This window comes from Acetobacter papayae JCM 25143 (genome assembly GCF_000613285.1).
Taxonomy (GTDB): domain Bacteria; phylum Pseudomonadota; class Alphaproteobacteria; order Acetobacterales; family Acetobacteraceae; genus Acetobacter; species Acetobacter papayae.
Map to the genome: position 1 here is coordinate 1 of NZ_BAIN01000016.1, position 24,715 is coordinate 24,715.

At 62.2% G+C, this 24,715-nt stretch carries 17 protein-coding genes and 7 pseudogenes; 11 read left to right on the forward strand and 13 right to left on the reverse strand.

The features are described 5' to 3' along the window. Positions 1-1,071, forward strand: a 1,071-nt coding sequence (locus JCM25143_RS05940; protein WP_025860367.1) for a penicillin-binding protein activator, incomplete at its 5' end; no start/stop codon positions are given. A gap of 183 nt (positions 1,072-1,254) precedes the next feature. Here the strand turns inward: JCM25143_RS05940 and JCM25143_RS21920 are convergent. From JCM25143_RS21920 to JCM25143_RS17305, 4 genes and pseudogenes are all read right to left on the reverse strand, one after another. Further along, a complete protein-coding gene (locus JCM25143_RS21920) occupies positions 1,255-1,692 on the reverse strand; it encodes a hypothetical protein (RefSeq protein WP_159101592.1) in 438 nt (145 codons plus the stop codon). Beyond that, positions 1,665-2,894, reverse strand: coding sequence for a tetratricopeptide repeat protein (locus JCM25143_RS17300; RefSeq protein WP_159101593.1), 1,230 nt, complete (start codon positions 2,892-2,894; stop codon positions 1,665-1,667). The genes JCM25143_RS21920 and JCM25143_RS17300 overlap by 28 nt, the downstream gene beginning before the upstream one ends. A gap of 144 nt (positions 2,895-3,038) precedes the next feature. Continuing rightward, complete coding sequence (locus JCM25143_RS05955) at positions 3,039-3,629, reverse strand: CarD family transcriptional regulator (protein ID WP_025860368.1); 591 nt, start codon at positions 3,627-3,629, stop codon at positions 3,039-3,041. A 68-nt stretch (positions 3,630-3,697) separates the two neighbouring features. After that, positions 3,698-4,572, reverse strand: a pseudogene (locus tag JCM25143_RS17305) (bestrophin family protein). A 158-nt stretch (positions 4,573-4,730) separates the two neighbouring features. Here JCM25143_RS17305 and fghA point away from each other — a divergent pair. Beyond that, positions 4,731-5,593: pseudogene (fghA, locus tag JCM25143_RS17310) on the forward strand (S-formylglutathione hydrolase). A 35-nt stretch (positions 5,594-5,628) separates the two neighbouring features. Here fghA and JCM25143_RS05970 read toward each other — a convergent pair. The 5 genes from JCM25143_RS05970 to JCM25143_RS05985 form a co-directional block, all read right to left on the reverse strand. Next, entirely contained in the window at positions 5,629-6,204 is a 576-nt protein-coding gene (locus JCM25143_RS05970; RefSeq protein ID WP_025860369.1) for a YdcF family protein, read from the reverse strand. Beyond that, on the reverse strand, positions 6,204-6,794 hold the full coding sequence (locus tag JCM25143_RS23620) for a cell division protein FtsX (RefSeq protein ID WP_234395024.1): 591 nt from the start codon (positions 6,792-6,794) through the stop codon (positions 6,204-6,206). The genes JCM25143_RS05970 and JCM25143_RS23620 overlap by 1 nt, the downstream gene beginning before the upstream one ends. After that, a complete protein-coding gene (locus JCM25143_RS23625; protein ID WP_234395025.1) occupies positions 6,766-7,092 on the reverse strand; it encodes a hypothetical protein in 327 nt (108 codons plus the stop codon). The genes JCM25143_RS23620 and JCM25143_RS23625 overlap by 29 nt, the downstream gene beginning before the upstream one ends. Before the next feature lie 79 nt (positions 7,093-7,171). Continuing rightward, positions 7,172-7,852 carry a cell division ATP-binding protein FtsE gene (locus JCM25143_RS05980; RefSeq protein ID WP_025860370.1) on the reverse strand — a complete coding sequence of 227 codons (681 nt, stop codon included), beginning with the start codon at positions 7,850-7,852 and terminating at the stop codon, positions 7,172-7,174. 74 nt (positions 7,853-7,926) lie between these two features. Then, positions 7,927-8,328, reverse strand: a complete 402-nt coding sequence (locus JCM25143_RS05985) for a hypothetical protein (RefSeq protein ID WP_025860371.1) — start codon at positions 8,326-8,328, stop codon at positions 7,927-7,929. A gap of 250 nt (positions 8,329-8,578) precedes the next feature. Between JCM25143_RS05985 and JCM25143_RS05990 the strand changes: the two genes are divergently transcribed. After that, a complete protein-coding gene (locus JCM25143_RS05990; RefSeq protein WP_025860372.1) occupies positions 8,579-10,405 on the forward strand; it encodes an ATP-binding response regulator in 1,827 nt (608 codons plus the stop codon). Further along, positions 10,389-12,500 carry a response regulator gene (locus JCM25143_RS05995; protein ID WP_025860373.1) on the forward strand — a complete coding sequence of 704 codons (2,112 nt, stop codon included), beginning with the start codon at positions 10,389-10,391 and terminating at the stop codon, positions 12,498-12,500. Before JCM25143_RS05990 ends, JCM25143_RS05995 begins: the two co-directional genes overlap by 17 nt. A gap of 32 nt (positions 12,501-12,532) precedes the next feature. Here the strand turns inward: JCM25143_RS05995 and JCM25143_RS06000 are convergent, their stop codons facing one another. After that, on the reverse strand, positions 12,533-13,042 hold the full coding sequence (locus JCM25143_RS06000; protein WP_025860374.1) for a GNAT family N-acetyltransferase: 510 nt from the start codon (positions 13,040-13,042) through the stop codon (positions 12,533-12,535). A 176-nt stretch (positions 13,043-13,218) separates the two neighbouring features. On the opposite strand from JCM25143_RS06000, the pseudogene hslV reads away from it, so the two are divergent. The 3 genes and pseudogenes from hslV (at position 13,219) to JCM25143_RS17325 (ending at position 15,569) form a co-directional block, all read left to right on the forward strand. Beyond that, positions 13,219-13,817 (forward strand): annotated as a pseudogene (gene hslV / locus JCM25143_RS17320) (ATP-dependent protease subunit HslV). Continuing rightward, positions 13,817-15,130, forward strand: coding sequence for an ATP-dependent protease ATPase subunit HslU (hslU, locus tag JCM25143_RS06010; protein ID WP_025860375.1), 1,314 nt, complete (start codon positions 13,817-13,819; stop codon positions 15,128-15,130). Before hslV ends, hslU begins: the two are co-directional and overlap by 1 nt. Further along, a pseudogene (locus JCM25143_RS17325) lies at positions 15,130-15,569 on the forward strand (SufE family protein). The gene hslU and the pseudogene JCM25143_RS17325 overlap by 1 nt, the downstream one beginning before the upstream one ends. 105 nt (positions 15,570-15,674) lie before the next feature. Here the strand turns inward: JCM25143_RS17325 and JCM25143_RS17330 are convergent. The 3 genes and pseudogenes from JCM25143_RS17330 to JCM25143_RS17335 form a co-directional block, all read right to left on the reverse strand. Continuing rightward, positions 15,675-17,993: pseudogene (locus JCM25143_RS17330) on the reverse strand (molybdopterin cofactor-binding domain-containing protein). Then, a complete protein-coding gene (locus tag JCM25143_RS06025) occupies positions 17,986-18,474 on the reverse strand; it encodes a (2Fe-2S)-binding protein (protein ID WP_025860376.1) in 489 nt (162 codons plus the stop codon). The pseudogene JCM25143_RS17330 and the gene JCM25143_RS06025 overlap by 8 nt, the downstream one beginning before the upstream one ends. A 21-nt stretch (positions 18,475-18,495) precedes the next feature. Further along, a pseudogene (locus JCM25143_RS17335) lies at positions 18,496-19,823 on the reverse strand (c-type cytochrome). Between the two features lie 526 nt (positions 19,824-20,349). Between JCM25143_RS17335 and rpmI the strand changes: the two are divergent. The 4 genes and pseudogenes from rpmI to pheT all read left to right on the forward strand — a co-directional run bounded on the left by rpmI (position 20,350) and on the right by pheT (position 24,687). Continuing rightward, a complete protein-coding gene (gene rpmI, locus JCM25143_RS06035; protein WP_025860377.1) occupies positions 20,350-20,553 on the forward strand; it encodes a 50S ribosomal protein L35 in 204 nt (67 codons plus the stop codon). Positions 20,554-20,567: 14 nt separating this feature from the next. Further along, a complete protein-coding gene (gene rplT, locus JCM25143_RS06040; RefSeq protein ID WP_025860378.1) occupies positions 20,568-20,927 on the forward strand; it encodes a 50S ribosomal protein L20 in 360 nt (119 codons plus the stop codon). Positions 20,928-21,154: 227 nt separating this feature from the next. Beyond that, the gene (gene pheS / locus JCM25143_RS06045) at positions 21,155-22,225 is read left to right on the forward strand and encodes a phenylalanine--tRNA ligase subunit alpha (RefSeq protein ID WP_025860379.1); all 1,071 of its coding nucleotides are present in this window, start codon (positions 21,155-21,157) and stop codon (positions 22,223-22,225) included. 3 nt (positions 22,226-22,228) lie between these two features. Further along, positions 22,229-24,687: pseudogene (gene pheT, locus JCM25143_RS17340) on the forward strand (phenylalanine--tRNA ligase subunit beta). The last annotated feature ends 28 nt before the right edge of the window (positions 24,688-24,715 follow it).

The window sequence follows — 24,715 nt, forward strand, 5'->3', positions numbered from 1 at the left end:
CTGATCGGGCCGCTGACCAGCGGTGATACGGCGGAAGCCACACCCGCCGCACAGGCAGGGCGGGTGCCGGTTCTGGCCCTGACCAGCGATGTGGCGCAGGCCCGTCCGGGTGTATGGGTCATGGGTATTACGCCCGAAGATCAGGTGCAGCGTCTGGTGGAGCAGGCCCGACAGGAAGGTCGCAAGCGCTTTGCGGCCCTGCTGCCGGATAATCCTCTGGGGCGCGCCATGGGCAGCGGCCTGCAGGTTGCCTGCCGGGATCAGGGGCTGGCGGAGCCTGTCATCAGCTATCATTCCACGGCGCCAGACAGCGTTACGGACGCTCTTAAACAACTGAGCGGCATCAGCACGAATGGCGCATCGCTTCCCGCTGGTGTGGCCGGTCCGGGGCCGGATGCGCAGGCCCAGCCGCTGCCTACGGATCTGGCGGCGGCGCTGGGGCAGGCGGGTAACGAGGCTGCCAGCGCTCCGGCAACCATGCCTGGTGGCAATGCCAGCACGGGCGTGGCTGGGCTGAGCGCTTCCGGGCAGGGTGTTGCGCCTGCCTCGCTGCCTTTTGATGCCCTGTTGCTGGGCGATACCGGTCTGCCATTAAAAACCGTCATGACCGCGCTGAATGACATGCAGGTTGGCCTGCCCGCAGTGCGGATCATGGGGCCGGGCTTGTGGGCGGCGTTTGCTAGCAAGCTGGGGCCGATCCGTGGTGCGTGGTACGCTGCTCCCAACCCTGCGGCCCGTCAGGGGTTCGTAGCGCGTTTTTCCGCACAGTACCAGCATGCACCCAAGCCGCTGGTTGACCTGACCTATGATGCCGCAGGGGCTATCCGCACACTGGCGAACGAAGGTGCCAAGGACTTTTCGCCTAAATTGCTGACCCGTCCGGCAGGCTTCCAGGGCGTGGATGGGGCGTTTGTCCTGCTGCCCGATGGCCGGGTGCGGCGCGCTCTTGCGGTGTTCGAAGTTATTGGCAGTGGGGCGGATGCGCGGATGATCGCAACCGCCCCCACCAATGTTGCCCCGCAGGCGGCACCGGCTGCCGGTGCGGTCAAAGCCCCCGCAGGCGGTGCCTGAGCTGATACATTCTGGTTGGGTCCGGGTAGCAATATGACTGCCCGGACCATGGCATTTTTATTGCCCGGTTTCAGGCCCAGTTAATCTCGGCTTTTATGTCCGCATGATAGGTGTAGCGGAGAGCCGGGGGCATGGGGTGCCGCTACCCGGTATCCCCTGTGGCGTGTTGCCGCGATAATTTTTTCAACTCAAGGCAGAGGCCCGCCGGGTGCGTGCCATGGTCGAAAGGCTCTGGGCGACACGGCTGACCACATCAGCCCACTGGCGCGGTGTGGTCTGGCGGATGATACGCAGGTTCGGATACCACGGCGTATCGTCACGGCCGTGCAGCCAGCGCCAGCAGTTATCGTAGCGATCCATCAGCAGCACCGTTTTGCCCAGCCCCCCGGCCAGATGCGCCACGGATGTATCCACGCTCACCACCACGTCCAATCCCATGATCAGGGCTGCCGTGTCGTCCATACTGTGCAGGGCGTCTGTCGGGTCGTACAGGGACATGCCTTCGGGCGGGTCCATCATCTGTTCGGCATAGGGGCCTTTTTGCAGGCTGATGAGCTTAAGCCCCGGCAGGCGGCCCAGCGGGGCAAGGGCGCTTAAAGGGAGCGAGCGCCGCCTGTCCACGATATGCGCTGCCAGCGTGCGGTTACGTGGTGCTCCGCCCCAGACCAACCCGACCCTGAGCGCTTTGCCCGAAGGCAGAAGCCCTGCCATGGCGCGTGTTTTTTCCTCATCTGCCTGCAGGTAAGGCACGGCGGTGCCCCATGGCGTGGAGGTATGCAGGAAAATACGCGGCAGGCTGATAAAGCCGCAATACCAGTCAAAGGCGGGCAGAGGCGGCGTATCATGCGCATGACATGCACGGTATGGACACCCTGCAGGCGCTGGCAGAGCTGGTGCAGTTCTGGCGGCACCAGCAGGTGAATAATCGCCCCACGCTGCGCCAGAGACGGGATATAGCGCAGATACATGAGCGTATCGCCCAGCCCTTCTTCATGCACGAGCAGCACTCGCTTGCCATCAAGCCGCTCTGTGCCTTTCAGGGCGGGGAGTGTGGCGCGGTCAGGCATGGTTGCGTGACCGGGCAGGGCATGCCGCCACTCATGCTCCTGCCAGCCTTTGGCGTAGTCGCCAGCCTTGAGCAGGGCGACTGAGCGGTTGAAGTGAAAGCGGGCATCATCCGGGTGCAGGGCGAGTGCGCTATCAAAATGGCTGAGGGCTTCTTCCATGCGGCCCTGACCGCTCAGGATCGTGCCGATATTGACCAGCATTGCCGCGCGCTCAGCTTTGCTGGCGGGCAGGGGGTGCAGACAGTCCAGTGCGGCCTGCATGTCGCCCTGTTCTGTCAGCGCCATGGCCAGCAGGCTACGCGCCAGTGTAGCGTCCGGGGTGCGGGACAGGGCCTGTTTCAGCGTGCTTATGGCGGCTTCGTGCTGGCCGGTTTGCACCAGCAGGCTGCCCAGCACGGCATGCACGCGTGTATCATCCGGGGTGCGGCGTAGGAGTGCCTGCCCTGCGGCAAGGGCCTCAGGCCTGCGATCCTGCGCCATCAGCAACTCGGCCAGATCCTGCAACGGGTGCTGGCTGGTGGGGTGGCGGCTGGCTACGGCGGCCAGAAGGTCGGCAGCCCGTTCAGGCCTGCCCGCGGCAGCCAGACAGATGGCGTAGAGAATACCCGCCTGTTCCGCACTGGCGTTTTCTGCCGGAGGGCACTGCCCGTATGGTTCCAGCCGGGGCAGGGCCTGCCAGAACAGTCCGGCTTTTATGTCCGACAGGCAGGCGCGCAGAAATTCGGGGCTGAGGGGGGCAGGGCTGGCGGGTTTCATGGGGGCTGGTCCCGGACAATGAGGGCGCGTGACATGCGCCAGAGTATCCGCGCCAGTGCGGGCGGAAAACCGGTGCGGCATAAAAAACCCGGCATCCCTGTGGGGCTGCCGGGTTTTGTGTAGTCAGGCCGTTACGCGCGCCGTTCAGGCGGCTTTCATGACGGCGGTGAGGGATTCCAGAACCTCGTTAGGCTCTTTCTTTTCCAGCACCGCGACTTCGGCCACAAAGCGTTCCTGAGCGGCTTCAAACAGTTTACGTTCGCTGAAGCTGCCATCCAGACTGTCAACATTGCGGCGCAGGTCGCGCAGCACTTCGGCAATCTGAACCAGATCGCCAGAGTTGATTTTTTCCTGATACGCCACCGCGCGGCGTGCCCACATGCCTTTGCTGACATGCGGCTTGCCTTTGATGATGGCCATGGCCTTGTCCACGATCTCGCGCGAGACAATCTTGCGCAGCCCGGCCTTGCGGGCCTTGGTGAGCGGGATGCGCAGTGTCATCTGGTTGCCGGGGAAGGAAATCTGGATGACTTCCAGTTTCGTTCCGGCTATTTCATCCACCCCGATCCGGTCCACCCGACCGACACCGTGTGCGGCGTAGACGATGGCATCACCTTCCTGAAAGGGATCCTCGTCTTTTACCTTGGTTTTTGCCTGTGCTGCGGTCGTGGCGGCGGCGGTGCGTGCCATTGCATCTGTCACGCCACCTTTGGGAGGTGCTCTGAAAGTATTCATAACCTGACCTTTTAGCATAAAAATGCGTGTTTGTCTTGTAAAACAGCCGACATGAAGCGGGCCTGAGGTTATGACTGCACGCCGTTTACCGTTTGCAGTGCCGGGGCTGTTGCGTCTCCTGTGGGTTGCAGCACGTCAATTTCGATCGTGCGGGCAATGGTGGCCATTGGCAGGGCATGCAGCGTATTGGCAAAAGGCTCCTGAAGGTCGCTGGCGCTCTTGTCCAGAACCAGAAACAGGCAGCCCACAAGGCTTGAGCCCAGCGGCGTGATCCATTCCAGTGTCTGAACCATGGAGAGTGGCAGCACGATGCAGAAGATGTTCACCAATACCCTTGGCAGCACCGAAAACTGCATGGGCAGCGGTGTGTTGCGGATACGCTCCAGCCCGCCCTGTGCATTGGCCAGATCAGACAGGATACGGTCGATCTGCCGTGCACCGCACCATCGATGTTTTTCTTGCGGACTTCCTCAGCCACTCCCAGCCCGATCTGGTAGAGAATGGCGTTAGGCTGGTTGCGGTAGCCGACAATGGCTTCACGCATGGAGGCGGGCAGCAGGCGGTTGATGTCCTCGCTGGCATCCAGCTTGCCCAACGCCATGCGCAGGGCGTGCGGGTAGGCGGCTATGGCGTACATCAGGTCGTGCCGGTCGCCCAGCAGGGTGCCGGCCTGTCGGCCAAAGGAACGGCAGTTGTTGGTGATGCTCCCCCACAGGGTGCGGCCTTCCCACCAGCGGGCATAGGCGCTGGTGCTGCGAAATCCCATGAACAGGGCCAGAGCGGAACCGATCAGCGGGACAGGCAGGCTCGGCTGTTCCATCCATTCCTGATGGAAGACCTGAAACAGCACCACCACCACGAAATCCCAGGCTGCCATGAGCAGGAGAACGGTGCGAACCTCGCGGGATATAATGCGTAATCCCATGCGCGGGTCAACGATCATCCAGACTGTCTCCTTTCTTGTCGGGGCTGTATTGCCCGTCCGTGCTTTAACATGACACAATGAGAGTGGTTTCCCGATATGGCAGCTTTATGTTTGTGCTGCCATCCGGGCTATGTTGTTGAAAATATGCGGTGAAATGCTGAAGGAAGATTAAGCTCATGCAAGCCAGTGCCGGGTTGACCCTGCGGGAAGAGCATCGCTGTCATGGGGGCAGCGTACAGTTTTACGAACATCAGTCCGAAGTGCTGGGACTGCCTGCACGGTTTGGCGTGTTTCTGCCCCCCGCAGCGCTTGAAGGTAAGCGCGTACCGATTCTGTATGTGCTGGCAGGCCTGACCTGCACGGATGAAACCTTCCTGATCAAGTCGGCCGCGCTGGCCGAGGCCGCACGGCTTGGGCTGGCCATTGTCGCCCCTGATACCTCGCCCAGAGGGGCGGGGGTGCCGGGCGAAGATACGGACTGGGATATGGGCACGGGGGCCGGCTTCTATCTGGATGCCACACAGGAGCCGTGGAGCCGCCATTACCGCATGGACAGCTATATCAGCCGCGAACTGCCCGCGCTGGTTGAGGCGGCATTGCCGCTGGATGGCACGCGGCGTGGCATTACAGGCCATTCTATGGGTGGGCATGGTGCCCTTGTGCATGCGCTGCGCAACCCTGAATTTTGGAAATCGGTTTCGGCCTTTGCCCCATCGTGCATCCGTCCGCCGTGCCTTGGGGTGAAAAGGCGTTTACCACCTATCTGGGCACAGACCGCACGGCATGGCGTGCTTATGACGCCGTGTGCATGCTCGAAGACGGCCTGAGCCACCCCACCACCATTCTGGTTGATCAGGGGGATGCCGATCAGTTCCTTGAGCGCGAACTTCAGCCTTGGCATCTGGAAAAGGCGGCTCTTGCCGTCGGGCAGAAGCTGACCCTGCGCCGCCATGCCGTGTATGATCATTCCTACTGGTTCGTGCAGAGCTTCGCGTGCGAGCACCTGCGCCACCATGCGGCTATTCTGGGCGCGCTGTAACCGGCACCTGCGCTCCTGAAAACCGGGGGCGCTGGTCAGGCAATGGGCTTGTGCGCCATGCCTGCCAGTGCCCCCAGCCATTTGAGATATTCCGTCATCAGCAGTCGCAGGGTGGAAAGCTGGGTCAGGTGGTGCATGGCTGGGGGGGTTACCGGGCAGGCATATAGAGCCACATCCGGCAGGGTGCGCCCCAGTTCCAGCATGGCCCGGCGCATGTGGTAGCCAGCCGTTACCACAACAAGGCTGCCGATATGGTTGTCAGCTACCCATGCGGCGGTTTCCTCGGCATTACCAATGGTCGAGCGGGCCTGATAGCCCAGCGTAATGCGCGGCCCCAGCGCTTTTTCCTGCTCTGGTAGTAGCAAGGCCTGTTGCGAGGCCTGTGGTGCCACGCCTGAAATCAGCAGCCACTCGGCTTGCCCCCGTTCCAGAAGGCGCAGCGAGGTTTCCACTCGTCCCGCCCCGCCCGTAAGGGCCACAATACCCGCTGTGTGCGGTAAAGGACCGGCAGGGCGCAGGGCATCGTGCACAAACCAGCCAAAGCCACACAAGAACAGGAGTGGCAGCCCCAGAAGCACAAAGGCCGGGGCACGTTTGACAAGGCGGCGCATCAGGGCAGACGGCGGAGCCACAGGCGTACGATAAGCTGGGTTGTCAGCCAGCAGATCAGGGCTGCCGCAACAGGCAGGCACCCCAGCCCGATAAGCAGGTCGGAGGGCACGGCATTAAGAATAGAGGCTTCATCCATCAGGCCGGTCTGGCTGGCAGTGGCCTGCGCCATGTCCGCATCAGCGGTAAAAGGGGCCGTGATCTGGAGCAGCGCAAAGAGTGGCAGGCAGGCCAGCACCGTGCCGCTCAGCCCGCCACCAAAGGCAAGTGAGGCCGTTCTGCGGGCAAAGCGTCCGGCAATATAACCATCCGATGCACCAAGCCCGTGCAGGGTGGTGATGGTATCGCGGCGCGAGGCCAGTCCGGCACGGGTGGTCAGGCCCGTAATCAGGGTGGCGACACCGCAGACACTCAGCAACGCCAGTCCCGCGCAGGCTAGCAGGCTGTTGGCCAGAGCATGCAGGCGCGTGCTCCACAGACTGTTACGCTCGACAATGACACCCGGAGCCAGAGCCGATAGATCCTGCTCCAGTGTGGCTGGTGGGACGGTGCCATCGGGCAGGTCAACACGCAGGACGGCGGGCAGGGGCATGGCCGCGCTGCCTGCGGGGGCCTGTCCGTTGTTCAGGCCGCTGCCCAACCACGGCTGGAGCAGAGTGTCCAGTCCTGCGCGGAAAGCCGGTGCACGGTGCTGCCCGCAGGTAGGCTGACCAGTGCGGCCAGCACGGCATCAGCGGTTTGGTCCCGTCGCTCTGGCCCTGCCGGGCTGGCTGGTCAGGCTGTGGCACCTGAATAATGACAAGCTGCGCAGCCCCCCCGGCCCAGCGGGCGGATAATGCCCGTGCGCCGCACGCGCCAGCCAGTGTCAGGGCGGCCAGAAACCCCACCATGCTACCAGCGCAAACAGCCCGCGATCGGGCATGGCTTCAGCCAGAGACAGGCCATCGCGCCTGCGGGTGGAACGGCGGCTCATGGTAACGGGGTGTCCTCGCTCACAAGGTGGCCACGTTCGAGAAAAAGAGCGGGGCGGGGCAGGCGGCGCACCAGAGCCTCGTTATGGGTGGCGACAATCACCGTGGAGCCCATGGCGCTGAGTTCGGCAAACATGTCGAGCAGGCGGTGGGCCTGACTTTCTTCCAGCGCGTTTGTGGGTTCATCCGCCAGAATCAGGCCGGGGCGGTGGATAATGGCGCGCGCTATGGCGGTGCGCTGTTGCTCCCCCCCCGAAAGGCGCTCGGCGGGTACATCGTGGTATTCGCCAAGGCCCACCCATTTGAGAATGGAGCGGATTTCATCGCGGATTTCGTCTTCCGGGCGTTTTTGCAGCCGCAGGGGCAGGGCGATGTTATCTGCAACCGACAGGCCGGGCATCAGGCGGAAATCCTGATGGATCATGCCTATGCGGCGGCGTAGCATGACAAAGGTGCCGCGCTTTTGTGTATCGTCCACCGGCTGGCCAAGAACGACCATCCGCCCCGAGCTGGGCAGGGTTTCAACATGCAGCAGGCTGAGCAGGCTGCTCTTGCCCGCCCCTGAAGGGCCAAGGAGCCAGCGGAACCCGCCCTGCGGCACGGAAAAAGACAGCCGCGAGAGAACGGGGGCTGGGTCTTTTCTGGCCCGACGCCAGGAAACGGTGTCCAGATGGATCATGCAGGCTGGCCCTGATACTGTGCGGGGCTGGGGGTGGTGGTACGGCCCATGGGCGTGTCAGACCCGGCAGGGACTTACATGTTCCGTGCGGCAAGGGCCGTAAGGGTGGAGGCGGCAGCGGCTACGGCCATAAGGCCAATCCCGTCATAGATCAGGCTGGTGGCGCTGAGCATGTGCCCGCCCAGTACAATTTCGTGCGGAATGGCGGCCGCGGCGTTGCTGATGGCGTCACGCGCCTGCGGGTCGGCTGCGGCGGTGGAGCGTGTCAGTGCGCCGGTCAGGGTTGGCACGGCGGCCCACACCACGCCTGCAATCAGCAGGAACGGGGCCAGCAGTTCTGCCACCTGCTGGATGAAACCCGCCACAAAATGGCAGATAACCCAAAGGGCCGTGCAGATGAGGTGCAGGATTGTCGAGCCGCCTTCATGCAGGGCGGGAGCGGGAGGCTGCGGTGCAAGGGGAGTGCGCTGATCCATGAACCGTTTTTCCTTTGGGGGGTGCGATTGTGGAGCCTGTTATACAGGGGGGTGGGCGGTTGTGTCACGTCATGGAAGGCGTGCCGGGTGTGGCTGGGGGGCGTAACAGGGGCTGTTCACGCATTCGAGAGCAGACGGCGCTTTGTTCCGGCGTTTAAGGTAGGAGCATGGGGTTAGGTCAGGAACGCGGCCCGGCCTTGCGGGGTTTTGCGGGTATTTTGGGTTTTGTAAGGGAGCGTTACGGTCGTTCATGCAGTTTCTTTCGTGTACCGTGATGTTCGCCGGGGTGAACGCACAGGCTATGGCCTGCCTGCGTGATGTGCTGAGCATGCGTGGGCTGGACCTGCGCAGCGTGCCCGATGCGGCGGCGGTGTTTTCGAGCTTTGATGAGGTTCTGCCCGATCTGGTGGTGGTGCCTGAAATCCTGCCGGATATGGCAGCCACGCGGCTGTGCCAGCACCTGCGGCTTAATGCAGCAACCCGTGGCATGCCGGTTGTGGTGCTGCTTTCCGCCCGCGATCCTGCGCGTGAGCATGAACTGCTCGATCGTGGGGCGGATGCCTGTTTTTGCATGGAGGATGACCCGGTTATCCTGCTGTTTCGTATTTGCGCGCTGCTGCGTGAATACGGTGCCGATGCCGCCGAGCGCGAAGGGGTCAGCTTTCGGCAGCCGACAATCAGCGTGGTGACGGCTCCGGGTGGCGCGCTGTGGTCATGGCCCGGTCTGCGCGACCTGCCAGCCAGAGCGCGGGGGCAGCAGGCCGTATCGGCGGATGGCGCGCTGGTGGATATGTTCCGGCGCAACGGGCAGAAAGCCCAGCTTGTGGATGACCCGGACAGGCTTGATCTGGCCGGTAATGGGTCTGGTGGTGGCACACCGCCCGATTGCGTGGTGGTGGACTTGACCTGCCCGGCGTTTGAGGGGCTGGCTCTGGCCCGCACGGTGGCGGCCTTCCGGCGGCGGACGCGCCAATGTGTGCGCGTGATGGGCGTGATGGAAAAAAGCGCGGATTCGGCTGAAAAAATCCGTATCGCGTTTGAGGCGGGTGTGGATGATCTGGTCGATACCGATATCCGCCCCGATCTGTTTCTGGCCCGTGTTGCAGCTCTTGTACGGCGCAAGAGCCTGCAGGACGAGGTGCAGCGGGAAGAAGCGCATATGGAAAGTGCCCGTGCCCGCGCCGCACTGGCGGATGCACTGCGGCGCGTGAATGCGGATCTGGCGGCGGCCAACCGCAAGTTGATCGACGCACAGGCCAAGCTGGTGCAGTCCGCCAAAATGGCCTCTCTTGGTGAGCTGGCTGCTGGTATCGCGCATGAGTTCAACAACCCGCTGGCGTTTGTTCTTGCACATGAAAGCACGGCCAAGCGCAGTGTGGCGCAGGCGTTGCAGGCCATTCGGCTGGGCGATACGCAGCAGGCAGAAGCCGCGCTGGCCAAAGGGGGAGAGCGTCTGGCCTCGTCCTTTGTCGGGCTTTCGCGCCTGCGTGACCTTGTGGTGAGCTTACGGCGCTTTTCCCGGCTGGAGGAAGGCGAGTTCAGGCGGCTGGACGTGCCGGAGGCCATAGGCATGGTGTTGACGCTGCTTGCCCCCAAACTGGGGGAGGAAATAGAGGTGGAATGCCAGCTTGAGGCCCCGCCGGAGCTTGTCTGTCAGGCGGCGCTGGTCAATCAGGTTGTCATGAACATTGTCAGCAACGCAGCGGATGCCATTCTGGAAAAACGTGAGGGTACCCGCCGGGCAGAGGGCGGCGCACAGTCGGGCAAGGACCGGATTCTGCTCCAGTCCAGCCTGCAACCGCGCGAGGGGCGCGAGGGCAATGATTATGTCCTGCGCATTTGTGATACCGGCCCCGGCGTGCCTGATGCGTTACAGGAGCGCGTATTTGAGCCGTTTTTTACGACCAAGCCCGTTGGCTCGGGCACGGGGCTGGGGCTGGCTACAGCCTATGGTGTTGTGCAGGCGCACGGCGGGAGTATTGTTATAACAAGATCGGAAAGCCTCGGTGGGGCCTGTTTTACAATCCGGGTGCCATATAGAGCAGCAGAGGAGCGGCGCGGTGAAAACGTTGCCTGACACAGCGGAGCGGCCTGTCGTTCTGGTTGTGGATGACGAGCCTGAAATTCTGGTAGCACTGACCGACCTGCTCGATCAGACCTACCATGTGCTGGCAGCTTCTTCTGGCGAGGAGGGGCTGGCCCTATTGCGCCAGCACCCTGATGTGGCGGTCATTATTTCTGACCAGCGCATGCCGTGCATGACGGGCGACGTGTTTTTTGCCCATGCCCGCGAACTGAGCGGAGCCGGTGCCATTCTGCTGACTGGCTATGCCGATATTTCGGCTGTGGAAGCCGCACTCAACCGGGGGCAGATTTCCTTTTTTGCGTACAAGCCGTGGGATGATGAAACCCTGCTGTCCATGGTGGGGCAGGCGGCGGATCGTTACCGGCTGGAAAACGAACTGGCGCGCGAGCGTCTGCTGCTGCGCGGCCTGCTTGAAAACCTGCCTTTCGGGCTGGCGTTCAAGGATCAGAATGGCAGCTTCATCCGCCTTAACCAGCAGATGGCGCGTGAATTCAACCGCAGTGTTGCCGATTGCATCGGCCATCAGGAAGATGAACTGGTCGATGGCACCCGTCTTGAAAGCCTGCGGCAGGCACAGGGTGATCTGGCGGCTTCCGGTCGTGACCAGCAGGTGCTGCAACTGCCCGGCCCCGATGGCCAGACCCGCTGGCACGATCTCACCCGCGTAAGGCTGGACAGCCTGCGCAACGAGCCGGTGCGGGCTGACAGGCTTTCGGCCTATTCCATCCTGATCGATCGCGATGTTACGGAGTTGCTCAGTCTGGAGCAGCGCTTGCAGCAGGCACAGAAAATGCAGGCGATCGGCACATTGGCCGGTGGCATCGCGCATGACTTCAACAACCTGCTGACGGCTATTCTGGGTTCGCTGGAACTGGTGCAGGACCTCGACCCCCCGAAGGAAGCTGCTGCCACACGACTGTATCAGAACGCCATGCAGGCGGCGCGGCGGGGGGCTGTGCTGACCCGCCGCCTGCTCGACTTCAGCCGCCCGCGCCATCTTGTGTGCCAGCAGGTGGATGTAGGGGAAATGCTCGAAACCCTGAGCGACTTCCTGATGCGCGGCAAGGTGCCGGATGACATTCGGGGCGAGCTGGATACAGACCGCTTCAAGCCCGGCAGCGGGTGGGAGCGTGTCAGTTTCGAACTGCCCGACAGGCCCTTGCCGCCTGTGTGGACTGACGCAACGCAGCTTCAGCTTGCGGTGCTCAACCAGTGCCTGAATGCGCTGGAGGCCCAGCCGCAGGGGGACAGTGCCTGCGTTGTTAGCGTGCGCCTGGCGGATAAGCTCCTTGGCCGCCATCTGGGTGGTGAACATGCCAGCGCATGGGTAGTGGTGCAGATCCGCGATTATGGTGCGGGCATGACGGAAGAACAGCGCGCCCGCATTTTCGAACCGTTCTTTACCACGCGGGATGTCGGGCAGGGCAACGGGCTCGGCCTGTCTATGACGTACAGCTTCATCAGCCATTGTGGGGGCGAGGTACGCGTAGAGGGCATTCCCGGCGGCGGTACAGTGGTGGAGCTATGGTTCCCCGCCATGGCGCGCGGCAAGGTTCAGGCAGAACCGGCCCAGCCACCCGCAGCCGTGCGCAAGGTTGTATCCGTGCAGGATGACAGTATGCCGGACGAGGCGCTGAAAGACGGGGATACCAGCCAGAACGAAGGGGCTGTTCCGGCTTTTGCGCTGTCCACGCCTGTTACACAGGATATGGCGCGCGTGCTGCCTGATGCGGCGGAGGGGCGGATTATCCTCGTCGTGGATGACGAGCCGGGGGTGCGGGCGGTTACGGCAGGTTTTCTGCGCCGTGCGGGTTATGCTGTGCTGGAATCCTCCAGCGGCATGGATGCGCTTGAAGCCGTGCAGCAGCATGCGGACATAGCGCTTGTTGTCATGGATGTGAAAATGCCGGGCATGAACGGCGGTGAGGCCGCACGGCATATCCATACACGCAGGCCGGAACTGCCGGTGCTGTTTGTAACCGGCTATGCCGATTTCGGACTGCTGCCCGAAGGTGTTCCCGTATTGCACAAGCCCTATACGCGAGATGCCCTGCTGGGCGATGTCCGGGCGATGCTCGCGGCATAATACCAGGCTGACGGCCCGCAGGCTCGGTTGTTTCAGCCTGCCTGTGGGCCGAAATGGCGGTACACCACATCACCCGGTGCGTGGCCGGTGGCTGCGTCTGGTATCGCGCCCAACCGCTCCGCCAGCCTGCATGAGCGCGTATTGTCTTGATGGACGTAGCTGACCAGCGAGGGCAGGTGCCGGACATCGCGTGCCCAGTCCCGCAGGGCGGACGCCGCTTCAAACGCGTAACCCAGCCCCTCGGCTTGTAGAAAAACCAGCCAGCCTATTTCATGTTCGGGAAAAAGTGGCCCGGTGTTGATCCCGACCTGACCCAGACAGCATCCGTTGTCGTGGTCTTCTATCATCAACGCCCCTACGCCGAAAAAATCCCATTGTGCATGGTCGGCGCAGAACAGGCCCCACGCCCGGTCTGGCGCGAACGGCCCGCCCATGTGGCGGCAGCGGTCAGACGCCATGAACGCCGCATAAGCAGGCCAGTCGTTCAAATTCATGGGGCGCAGCCGCAAGTGCTGGGTGTTCAGGGTAGGAATAAGGGCCATGGAGTGGAGAATTTACATCACAGGGTTGAAGGCGAGCGAGGCTGAAACTGCGCGGGGTTGTGCGGATAACGTAAGGAACAAAGCGCAGGCACGGGCTGGTCGTGCGGTGTGTGCAGGGCGGTGTTCAAGCGCTTACCCCTTGTGTTGGCGGAGTAAAGCCCTATTTCTTTGAGATCATGCAGAACTCATTCATTGCTTCCTCTCCCTATGATCCGGTCGGCTGGCATGGCACGACCATCCTGTGTGTAAGGCGCGGGCCATGTGTGGCCATGGCGGGCGATGGCCAGGTGACGCTGGGCAGCACCGTTATCAAGGGCAATGCCCGCAAGGTGCGGCGGATCGGGCCATCTGGCTCCATTCTCGCAGGCTTTGCCGGAGCCACGGCCGATGCCTTTACCCTGCTCGAACGGCTTGAAGCCAAGCTTGAGCGCTATCCCAACCAGCTTGAACGTGCTTGCGTGGAACTCGCCAAGGACTGGCGCACAGACCGCTATCTGCGCCGGCTGGAAGCGATGATGGCCGTGGCCGATGCCGAACATTCCTATACTCTGACTGGTAATGGCGATGTGCTGGAACCCGAGGACGGGGTGATCGCCATTGGCTCAGGCGGCAATTATGCCTGTCCGCTGCCCGAGCGCTGCTGGGCGTGGATGGGATGGGGGCCGAGGAAATCGTGCGGCGCAGCATGAAAATTGCCGGTGATATCTGTGTTTATACCAATCATGCAGTCAGGGTTGAAACGCTTGAAACCCGCACCACTACGGGAGATGCCTGATGCAAGCGCCTGACCTGTCGCCGCGCGGCATTGTTGCCGAGCTTGACCGCTTTATTGTCGGGCAGACCGATGCCAAGCGTGCCGTTGCTATTGCCCTGCGCAACCGCTGGCGGCGGGCGCAACTGCCCGATGGCATGCGTGAAGAGGTTGTGCCCAAGAATATTCTCATGATCGGGCCGACTGGCTGCGGCAAAACCGAAATTGCCCGCCGTCTGGCTCGGCTGGCGCAGGCACCGTTTCTCAAGGTTGAGGCCACCAAGTTTACCGAGGTGGGTTACGTAGGCCGCGATGTGGACAGCATCGTGCGGGATTTGGTGGATGCCGCCATTGTCATGCTCAAGAACGCCCGGCGCAAAGATGTGGAAACACAGGCAGCGCAGGCAGCGGAAGAGCGGATTGTCAACGCGCTGGTGGGCGAAGGGTCCTCTGCCGATACCAAAAGCCGTTTTCGCAGCATGCTGCGGAGCGGCCAGTTGGAAGACAAGGAAATCGAAATCTCCGTGGCCGATGCGGGGCCTGCGGGGGCTGGCGAAATGCCGGGGCTGGTGCCCGGTCAGGTCGTCAACTTTGGCGATATGATGAAGTCGTTTATGAACCGCACCCCACGGCCACGGAAAATGACCGTAGCCGCTGCGCGTGAGCAGCTCAGAAACGAAGAGGCCGAAAAGCTGCTCGACAGTGAGGCCCTGACGCGTGAGGCGGTGACCATCGCGCAGGAAAATGGCATTGTTTTCCTCGATGAAATTGACAAGGTCTGTGCCCGTTCTTCCGAAAGCGGCATGAAAGGGGGTGATGTCTCGCGTGAAGGCGTGCAGCGTGACCTGCTGCCGCTGATCGAAGGCACCACCGTTTCCACCAAATACGGCCCGGTTCGCACTGACCATATTCTGTTTATCGCCTCGGGTGCGTTCCATCTGGCCAAACCGGCTGACCTGCTGCCGGAATTGCAGGGGCGTCTGCCAATCCGTGTGGAGTTGCAGCCGCTCTCGCGGGCTGATCTGCGCCAAATCCTGACGGCTCCCGAACATTCGCTGCTCAAGCAGTACGTGGCTTTGCTGCATACCGAAGGTGTGGAACTGGAGTTTACGGATGATGCGGTAGATGCGCTGGCCGAACTGGCCGCGGATATCAATGAACGGGTAGAGAATATCGGCGCGCGCAGGCTTGCTACCGTTCTGGAAAAACTGCTTGAAGATATCTCGTTTACTGCGCCGGAACGGCAGGGAGAAAAAATGGTTGTCAGTGCTGACATGGTTAATGACAAGGTTACGCCCCTAGCGCAGCGCGGCGACCTGAGCCGGTTTATCCTGTAATGGACGCGCCTTTTGTCGTCCCGCCTGAAGAAAGCGCGGCGGAAGCCATCGAAGCCATTCGCGACGAGCTTGAACTGTTTGATGACTGGATGGAACGCTACCAGTACATCATAGAAATGGGGCGCAAGCTGCCACCTTTTCCTTCGGTCTGGCAGGATGACGCCCATAGGGTGCCCGGCTGCCAGAGTCAGGTCTGGCTGGAGGAAAAAGCCGAAGGCGATCGGCTGTATTTTGCGGGCCAGTCCGATGCGGCGATTGTCAGCGGCTGGTGGCCCTGCTGCTGCGTGTCTATTCGGGGCGCACACGGGCAGAGATTGCAGCGACTGACCCTTCCTTCCTGCGCGACCTCGGGCTGGTGCAGGCACTCTCCACCAACCGGGGTAACGGGGTAGAGGCCATGGCGCGGGCTATCCGCTCGGCGGCGGCCATGCCAGCCTGAACAGGCCCATATCATTGGAAAAACACCGGGCCAGAAAACGGCCCATAAAAAAGGGGCGGGGGCCATATCGGCCTCCGCCCCTTTTTCTGTCATATGGCCTGACGATCAGCCAGCCTTGTTCAGGCCTGCCAGCACATCCGCCGGGCGAATGGGCAGGTGGCGCAGGCGCACGCCCACGGCATTGAAAATCGCATTGCCAATAGCCGGGGCAATGGTGGTCACACCCGGTTCACCCAAGCCCATGGGCTTTTCGGTGCTGGGCAGGAACTCGATTTCCATATCCGGCACATCCGCGATACGCAGCGGGGTGTAGGTATCAAGGTTACGGTCACGCACGTTGCCGTTCTCGATTTCCGTGCCTTCAAACAGCGCCATGCTCAGGCCCCACAGCGCGCCGCCTTCGGTCTGGGCGGTTGCGCCATCGGGGTCGATCACGGTGCCTGCATCCAGCACCAGCCAGATTTTCTCGCAGGTTACCACGCCGGTTCTGCGGTCAACCCGCACGCGGGCGGCACCGGCAGTCCATGTCGCATGCCGCGTTCCTGACCGAAGGTGGTGGCAATGCCAATACCGGTATCGGCGGGCAGGTCCGTGCGGCCATAGCCGCATTTTTCCGCCAGACGCTTGAGTACCGCCGCCTGACGGCTAGCACCGCCAACGGAATCCGGAGCAGACCCCGCATTGCGCCCTTCGCTGATCAGTAGGCTCAGCCGCAGGGCCACCGGGTCCTTGCCGAGTGAGTGGGCCACTTCGTCCAGAAAGGTTTCATGCGCCCATGGTGTCCAGCCGGAGCTGACCGAACGCAGCCAGCCGGGGCGGAAAGTCGCATCGGCCAGATCGTTGTCGAGCGCGCGCACGCGCATCGGGCCGACGGTGTACCAATGGTCGGCCCCGGCAATAGCGAACTGGTCGTAAGGCTTGCCATCAGCCCTTTTTCCATGAACGCGGCTGCCATAACGCGGGTCGGCCAGCCAGCGGCGGCATGGTGCTGCCAGCCCTGAAACGCGCCGTCTTTTGTCAGGGCGGCCCGCACGGTCTGGATGGAGGGCGAGCGGATGGAATCGTACTGCACATCATCCGAACGGGTGAAGATCAGCTTGACCGGGCGGCCGTTCAGCGCCTTGGAAATCAGGCTGCCGGTACGGCGTAATCGCCGTTCAGGCGTCGGCCGAAACCACCACCCAGCATGTAGCTGCGCATCACCACATCGGTCTCGGGCACGCCCAGAGCCTTGGCGATAACGGGCAGGAACAAAGACTGCCACTGGTTGCCGCAATGCACTTCCCACTTGCCTTCATGCAGGCGGGCGAGCGCGTTCAGCGGTTCAAGCTGGTAGTGCAGGACAGAGGAGCAGGTATAGGTGTGCTCCACAATCTTGTCGGCATGGGCGAAGGCTTCATCCACCCCGGGATCGTTGAAGACGCAAGAGCCGCCTTCCTTGTTGGCGATCTGCGCGCGACCATGCTCGATAATGTCATGCTCGCTCACATGCGCGGTAGGCCCGGCTTCCCATGTCACCTTGAGCGCATCGGTAGCGCGGATGGCTGCGGGGTAGGAGGAGGCCAGAACGGCCACCCAGCCCGGCACCGTGCCGGACGGATCTTCCAGCACGATATGGCGGATATAGCCTTTGACCTTGCGCGCTTCGGTTTCATCCACCGAAACGACCTTGGCACCGTAGCGGGTGGGCGGCAGCTTGGGGCGGGCATACACCATGCCTTCCAGCTTGGCGTCTATCCCATATACGGCGGTACCGTCGGTCTTGGCGGGGATGTCGAGTGCCCGCACCTGCTTGCCGATCAGCCTGCGTTCGGAGGCGGGCTTGAGCGGCAGCTTGGCCATTTCTTCGGGGGTGAAGCTGCGGGTCGGATGCGCGCGGCTGACGATATCGCCATAGGCAATGGAGCGCTTGCCCGCGATCACCTGACCATTACGGGCAACACAGGCGGCAGGGTCCACGCCCAGCAGCTTGGCCCCTTCGGCCACCATGACGGTGCGCGCCGCAGCCCCGGCCTGACGGAACTGGTCCCATGTCATCCAGACCGACCACGACCCGCCGGTAACCATCAGGCCCCATTTGGGATCGGTATCGACATAGGTGATACGCACCTTGTCCCAGTCGGCTTCCATTTCATCAGCAATGATCCGGGCCAGTGCTGTGCCGATATGCTGGCCCATTTCCGCGCGGATGATGTTGATGTTCACCCAGCCATCGGGGGCGATGGAACACCACAGCGTGGGTTCGAAGGCTCCGGCTTCAGGCAGGTTAGCCGCTGCCTGTGGGAAAACAGGAGCCGCCTTGGCCGAGCGTGCGAAACCGAAGAGAAAGGCAGAGCCCGCTGCGGTCAGCAGAAAGCCGCGCCGGGTGGGGCCAAGCCCCGCCGCGCGATCCTGACGGGCGGCAATGCGTTCGAGCTTACCCATGAGAGGTCTCCTTGCCGGATGTCTGGGCACGAAGGGCTGCCGCTGCCTTTTTGATGGCCTTGCGGATTCGCACATAGGTCATGCACCGGCACAGGCTACCACCCATGACACCGTCGATTTCCTCGTCGGTCGGGTCCGGGTAGTCCTTGAGCAGGCTGACAGCCTGCATGATCTGGCCGGACTGGCAGTATCCGCACTGCGGAACCTGAATGTCCTTCCAGGCTTCCTGCACGGGGTGCTGGCCCTGTGGGTCCAGCCCCTCGATGGTGGTGATATCCGCCCCCTCAATGGAACTCATGGGGGTGATGCACGAACGGGTAGCCCGCCCGCCGACCAGCACGGTGCAGGCACCGCACTGGCCAACACCGCAGCCAAATTTTGTGCCGGTCAGGTCCAGATCGTCACGCAGGGCCCACAGCAGGGGGGTATCTTCAGGCACATCGATGCTGACATCACGGCCGTTGAGTTTGAACGTTATCATGTCTTGCTCCGCTGCCGCGCCTTAGTGGGATGAATTGACAGGACTGGACTGCACGGTGCTGCGTATGGCGGCGGCCTTTTTCTCAAGGTCGGTCCATGGTGGCAGGGTCGTACGTGTCCGGCGCAGATAGGCAGCGATCCGGGCCATGTCCGCATCGGACAGGGCGTTGTAGAAACTCGGCATGGCTACGCCAGACTGGCCTTCTTCCGCAGTCAGCCCGTGCAGCATGACTTGGAAGAGGTTGGTCGGCTCATCCAGCCACAGGGCGTTGTTCAGCGCCAGATCGGGGCGGCCGAGAACGGGGGCAGGGGCAGCATTGTAATGGCATGCCGCGCATGCGCCCTGATACAGCTTGGCGTCCGGGTCCGGGTTGGGGCCAATCAGGCCTGCCCGTGACTGTTCCATGGCAAGTGCCAGAGCGGCTGCATCATGCTTGGAGCGTTCGGCAGCGTGATCGACATCGGCATAATAATGCGCGATGGCGTGCACATCTTCTTCCGGCACGGTGGACAGGAAGCGGTGCGGCACGGGCGACATGGGGCCGCCAGCCGGGCCATGCAGTGGCGCTACCCCAAAACGCAGGTACTGGAAGAGTTCATCTTCCGTCCATGTGGTGGGGGTGGGGTTGTGCTCGTTCAGCGGCGGGGCGATCCAGTTATCCACCACGGCCCCATCGTATTGCGAGCCCTTCTTTTCAGCGCCCATGAAGTTGCGCGGCGTATGGCACGCACCGCAATGCGCGTTGCCTTCAGCCAGATACGCGCCGCGGTTCCACAGCGCATCATGGCTGGGGTCGGGCTTGTATGCGCCGGGGCTGAAGAACATCAGCTTCCACCCTGCCTGCATGATGCGCAGGCTGAGCGGGAAGGGCAGCTCATTGGGCCGGGGAGCCAGATGCACGGCAGGGCGTGTCATCAGGAAGGCATAAAGGTCGGACAGATCCTGATCGGTCATTTTGGTAAAATGATCGTAAGGGAAAGCCGGGATCAGGTGTTCACCTTCCCGCGATACACCCAGCCGCATGGCGCGCTTGAACGCGGCCTCGGACCATGTGCCGATACCGGTCTCGACATCAGGCGTGATGTTCGAGGAGTGGATGGCCCCAAAGGGGGTTTCCATCCTGTAATCGCCTGCGAGCTCGGGGCCCGGCGTGCCATCGGTACGGGTGTGGCATTCGGCGCAATAGCTTCTGCCGCGACAATGCGCCCGCGTTCGATCTGTTCAGGCGTGAACGTGCCTGCAGCCGGCGGCGTGACAGGCGCCAGCGCCGGATACCAAGCATAATAAAGGAAACCGAGCCCGGCCACAGTTCCGACTGCGGCTGCCCCTGCTAGAAAACGTTTGATCACTCCAACCCCCACTCCCATGCCGGATACCTTTGCTTACGAAAGACCAGTGGGGCGCTTTCGTCGCGGCTTACGCATCTGAGGCTGATACTGTTTTGACTTGGATCAAGTCTTATCCGCCTTTTGGGTATCAATACAACGTATGGATGACGGATAAAGACGCGCAAAAGTGAATAAGATTTATTTGTCCGAGGCTGATGGTGTGTGAGTTTACTGACTATGGAGTGCTGTCACGGGCATCTATATTTGTCCGTATATAGACAGGTGCCAATTTCCCTGCCCGCTTTACATGAGGTATGCCTGTCTTTGCTTGCTTTTATGCCGCTCGAGGAACGGTTCGCGCGGCGGCAAGGCTTTAATATGTCACCTACTTGTCATGCGGGGCTTGCATGGTGCAGCGCTTTCTTTTAAGGGAGCGCACTCATGCACGCGTCCGGGCCTGTGGGGCATGCCCGGCCGTGTACGGTTGAACGCTGCGTCCTTGTGGCGCTGTTCAGCCTGATCCTTTGTGTTTAGCAGGAGTAGTCAAATGCCCAAGATGAAGACCAAGTCATCGGTCAAGAAGCGGTTCAAGATCACCGCGACCGGTAAGGTGCTCTCCGGCCCGGCAGGCAAGCGCCACGGCCTGATCAAACGCACGCAGAAAATGAAGCGCACTGCACGCGGTACGCAGGTTCTGGCTCACCAGGACGGCCTCACTGTGAAGCAGTGGGCCCCCTACGGGCTGTCGTAAGGAGCATCTGAGAAATGGCACGTGTAAAACGCGGTGTAACCACCCACGCCCGTCATAAAAAAGTTCTGGATCTGGCTAAAGGCTATCGCGGCCGGTCATCCACCAACTATCGTATTGCGCTCGAGCGTGTTGAAAAGGCGCTGCGTTACGCCTATCGCGACCGTCGCAACAAAAAGCGCGAATTCCGCGCTCTGTGGATTCAGCGTATCAACGCTGCCGTGCGTGAGCATGGCCTGACCTACAGCCGTTTCATCAACGGTCTGGACAAGGCAGGGATCGAAATCGACCGTAAGGTTCTGGCCGCCATCGCTTTCGATGACGCCGCGACCTTCGCCGAAATCGTGAAGAAGGCCCAGGCCGCTCTGGAAGCCTGATTTCAGGCGCCTGATAGGCTTTTACGGCTTTAACGAGAAAGGCCGCCCGGTTTTCCGGGCGGCCTTTTTTGCGTTCTGAGCGTAAAACCTGTGCACCATCTGGGGGGCGCAGGGGGGCGGGTTCATGCTTAATCGAAGGGAATGGAGGGTTTTTGGGTATCGGGGCTTTCCTCGGCGGGCAGGAAATTGTATCCGCCGGGTAGCGTTTTCTCCTCGTGTGGGGTTCCATGAGCGACGATCTTGATACTCTTCGGCACGAAGTTCTGTCTGAACTGGCAGCCGTGTCTGACCTGAAAGCCTGGGATGCCGTGCGTGTCGCCACGCTTGGTAAGTCCGGTCGCCTGACCGGGCTGCTCAAGGCTTTGGGCAAAATGGCGCCGGAGGAACGCAAGCAGCGTGGCGTTGCCCTTAACCGCCTGCGTGATGAACTGACACAGGCCGTGGAAGAACGCGGCCGTGCGCTGGAAGCCGCAGCCCTTGAGGCGCGACTTGTAGCCGAGCGGGTCGATGTCAGCCTGCCGCCTGCGCCTGTCCAGCAGGGTTATATTCACCCTATCAGCCGCGCGATCGAGGAAATGACCGCCATTTTCGGCGCCATGGACTTTCAGGTGGCGGAAGGGCCGGATATCGAAACCGACTGGCATAATTTCTCAGCACTCAACACGCCTGCTCACCACCCGGCCCGTACGGACCATGACACGTTTTACCTGCCGCCCGTGCCGGGGCTGGATGTGGCGCGTGTGCTGCGTACCCAGACTTCTGGTGTGCAGATCCGCACCATGCTGGCGCAAAAGCCGCCTATCCGTATCATCGCTCCCGGCCGCACGTACCGTGCTGACCATGACGCGACACACTCGCCCATGTTCCACCAGTGCGAAGGGCTCGTTGTCGGGCAGGATATTACGCTGGGGCACCTCAAGGGCTGCCTGATCGACTTCCTGCGCGCCTTTTTTGCCAAGCCGGATATGCCTGTGCGTTTTCGCTCCTCTTATTTCCCCTTTACCGAGCCGTCGCTGGAAGTGGATATCGGTTGGTCGCGTAAGACGGGTGAAATCGGTGCGGGAGAAGACTGGCTGGAAGTGCTGGGTGCCGGCATGGTGCATGCGCGCGTGCTGGCCAATTGTGGACTGGACCCGCGCACGTGGCAAGGCTTTGCCTTCGGTATGGGGGTGGAGCGTCTGACCATGCTCAAGAACGGCATTCCTGATCTGCGGTCGTTCTATGAAAGTGATATCCGCTGGCTGCGGCATTACGGTTCTGATCCGCTCGCGCCCGCCATGCTGCACGAGGGGGTGTAGACAATGAAATTCACGCTGTCATGGCTGTATGAGCACCTGGAAACCCAGGCGACACTGGCCGAAATCTGCACAACCCTGAACCGTATCGGCCTTGAGGTCGAAAGTGTTGAAAACCGTGGTGCGGCGCTTGAGCCGTTTCTGACCGCGCGCATTGTCGAGGCGGTGCCGCACCCCAATGCCGACCGCCTGCGGGTATGCCGCGTGGATGCGGGACCGGGTTTTGAAAACGTGCAGGTTGTCTGCGGCGCGCCGAATGCGCGTACCGGGCTTGCGGTTATTTTCGCGCAGCCGGGTACCTATGTGCCTGGGCTCGATATCACCATTAAAAAGGGCGCGATCCGGGGCGAGGCCAGCGGCGGTATGCTTTGCTCGCTGCGTGAACTGGGGCTGGGTGCTGAAAGCGACGGCATTGCCGAGCTGCCCGAAGACACGTTGCCGGGGCAATCCTATGCGGACTACGCCGGGCTGGACGAGGTGGTGATCGATATCGCCATCACGCCCAACCGGGGCGATGCGCTGGGTGTGCGCGGGATTGCGCGTGACCTTGCCGCGGCCGGGCTTGGCACGCTGCGGCCATGGCTGGCTGAGGCAGTGGAGGGGCATTTCCCCTCGCCGGTGGAATGGGCCAACACCTTCCCCGAGGCCTGCCCGTGGGTGCTGGGGCGCACGATCCGTGGTGTCAAAAATGGCCCCAGCCCGGAATGGCTGCGCAACAGGCTGGAAAGCATTGGTCTGCGGCCTATTTCGGCTCTGGTGGATATCACCAATTATTTCTGCTTCGATCTGGGGCGGCCTTTGCATGTGTTCGATGCGGCACGGATTGCAGGCGGGCGGCTGACGGTCTGCCGGGGCTCGGGTGAGACATTCCGCGCGCTGGATGGGCGAGATTACACCGTAACGGCGGAAGAATGCGTGATTGCCGATCAGGCGGGCGTGCAGTCTTTGGCCGGTATCATGGGGGGCGAAGCTCGGGCGCGGATGACACGACAACCGATGTGTTTGTTGAATGCGCCCTGTTCGACCCCGTGAGGATTTCGCTCAGCGCGCGCAGGCTCGGCCTGTCATCCGATTCCAGCTACCGTTTCGAACGCGGGGTGGATCAGGCTCTGCCGGTTGCAGCCTTGGAAGCGGCTACACGCATGATTATCGATCTGTGTGGTGGCGAGGCGAGCGAGGTTGTGTCCGCTGGTGAGCCGCCGCACTGGCAGCGCACTGCCAGCCTGCGTTTTGAAAGCCTCGCAACCCTTGGCGGCCTGCCTGTTCCGGCAGATGAGAGCGTGGGGCTACTTGAGAAACTGGGCTTTGAAGTGCGTGACCGCACCGCCGAGAAGGTGGATGTGGCCGTGCCCGCATGGCGTAATGATGTAGCCCAGACCCCGGTTCTGGCGCAGGGCGACATGCTGCCTGCCGATATTGCCCGCGAGGCGGCACAGGGTGTTGCCGAAATCGAGGCCGAGAGAGATCTGGTCGAGGAAGTGCTGCGCCTCAAGGGGCTGGATGCCGTGCCACCTGTCTCGCTGCCGCGCTTGGGTGCAGTGCCGGGGGCGGCGATGGAACCGCGCCTTGCCCGCCATGCTCTGGCGCGGCGTGTGCTGGCCGCACGCGGGCTGACGGAAACGGTCGGCTTTTCTTTCGTGTCGAGCGATGCCGCTGCCCGGTTTGGCGGCGCGCCCGAAAGCCTGCGGCTGCTGAACCCGATTGCCTCTGATCTGGATCAGATGCGCCCCACGCCGCTTGTCAGCCTTGCGGCGGCCATTCGCGCCAATAGCGCGCGGGGTTGGTCGGATATCGGCCTGTTTGAAATCGGCCCGGCTTTTGCTGAGCAGACGCAGCAGAGCATTGCGGCGGGTATGCGCGCGGGCCATACGGCGCGGGCCCCCGGCGTGGCTGCGGAGCCGGTCTCGCTCTGGGCGGCCAAGGCCGATGCACTTGAAATCCTGCGCCAGCTTGGCGTGAACCCTGATGCCGTGACCACTACGGCGGATGCGCCGAGCTGGTATCATCCCGGTCGTTCCGGTGTGCTGCGGCAGGGGCCAAAGCTGGTTCTGGCCCGCTTTGGTGAACTCCATCCCTCCGTGCTGCGGGCCGAGGGCATAGACGTGCCGGTGGTCGCGTTTGAGGTGCTGCTCGATACGGTGCCTGAACCCAAGCGCCGTAAAAAGACACCGCCGCAGCTTTCCGCGTTCCAGCCCGTGCGGCGTGACTTTGCGTTTGTGGTGTCGGACGACGTGGCGGGCGAAAATGTCCTGCGTGCGGTGCGTGGTGCGGAACGCCAGCTTGTCGCGGGTGTTAGCCTGTTTGATGTCTATGCCGGGCCGCATGTGCCTGAAGGACATCGCTCTATCGGGGTGGAAGTGACCTTGCAGCCCGATGAGCGCAGCCTGACGGATGCGGAACTGGAAGCCGTCTCGGACAAGATCGTTGCCGCAGTTGTCAAGGCTACGGGTGCAGTCCTGCGCTAGGCGCGCAGGATGCGTATCCGCTGTGTGA

Coding starts and splice junctions, on each gene's coding strand:
- JCM25143_RS23620 (WP_234395024.1), bottom strand. CDS start 6,794: ATGCCCCTGCCCGCCGTCCTGCGTGTTGACCTGCCCGATGGCACCGTC.
- JCM25143_RS23625 (WP_234395025.1), bottom strand. CDS start 7,092: ATGGTGGGGTTTCTGGCCGCCCTGACACTGGCTGGCGCGTGCGGCGCA.
- pheS (WP_025860379.1), top strand. CDS start 21,155: ATGAGCGACGATCTTGATACTCTTCGGCACGAAGTTCTGTCTGAACTG.
- JCM25143_RS17300 (WP_159101593.1), bottom strand. CDS start 2,894: ATGAAACCCGCCAGCCCTGCCCCCCTCAGCCCCGAATTTCTGCGCGCC.
- rplT (WP_025860378.1), top strand. CDS start 20,568: ATGGCACGTGTAAAACGCGGTGTAACCACCCACGCCCGTCATAAAAAA.
- JCM25143_RS06000 (WP_025860374.1), bottom strand. CDS start 13,042: ATGGCCCTTATTCCTACCCTGAACACCCAGCACTTGCGGCTGCGCCCC.
- JCM25143_RS06025 (WP_025860376.1), bottom strand. CDS start 18,474: ATGATAACGTTCAAACTCAACGGCCGTGATGTCAGCATCGATGTGCCT.
- rpmI (WP_025860377.1), top strand. CDS start 20,350: ATGCCCAAGATGAAGACCAAGTCATCGGTCAAGAAGCGGTTCAAGATC.
- JCM25143_RS05990 (WP_025860372.1), top strand. CDS start 8,579: ATGCAGTTTCTTTCGTGTACCGTGATGTTCGCCGGGGTGAACGCACAG.
- JCM25143_RS05955 (WP_025860368.1), bottom strand. CDS start 3,629: ATGAATACTTTCAGAGCACCTCCCAAAGGTGGCGTGACAGATGCAATG.
- hslU (WP_025860375.1), top strand. CDS start 13,817: ATGCAAGCGCCTGACCTGTCGCCGCGCGGCATTGTTGCCGAGCTTGAC.
- JCM25143_RS05980 (WP_025860370.1), bottom strand. CDS start 7,852: ATGATCCATCTGGACACCGTTTCCTGGCGTCGGGCCAGAAAAGACCCA.
- JCM25143_RS05985 (WP_025860371.1), bottom strand. CDS start 8,328: ATGGATCAGCGCACTCCCCTTGCACCGCAGCCTCCCGCTCCCGCCCTG.
- JCM25143_RS05970 (WP_025860369.1), bottom strand. CDS start 6,204: ATGCGCCGCCTTGTCAAACGTGCCCCGGCCTTTGTGCTTCTGGGGCTG.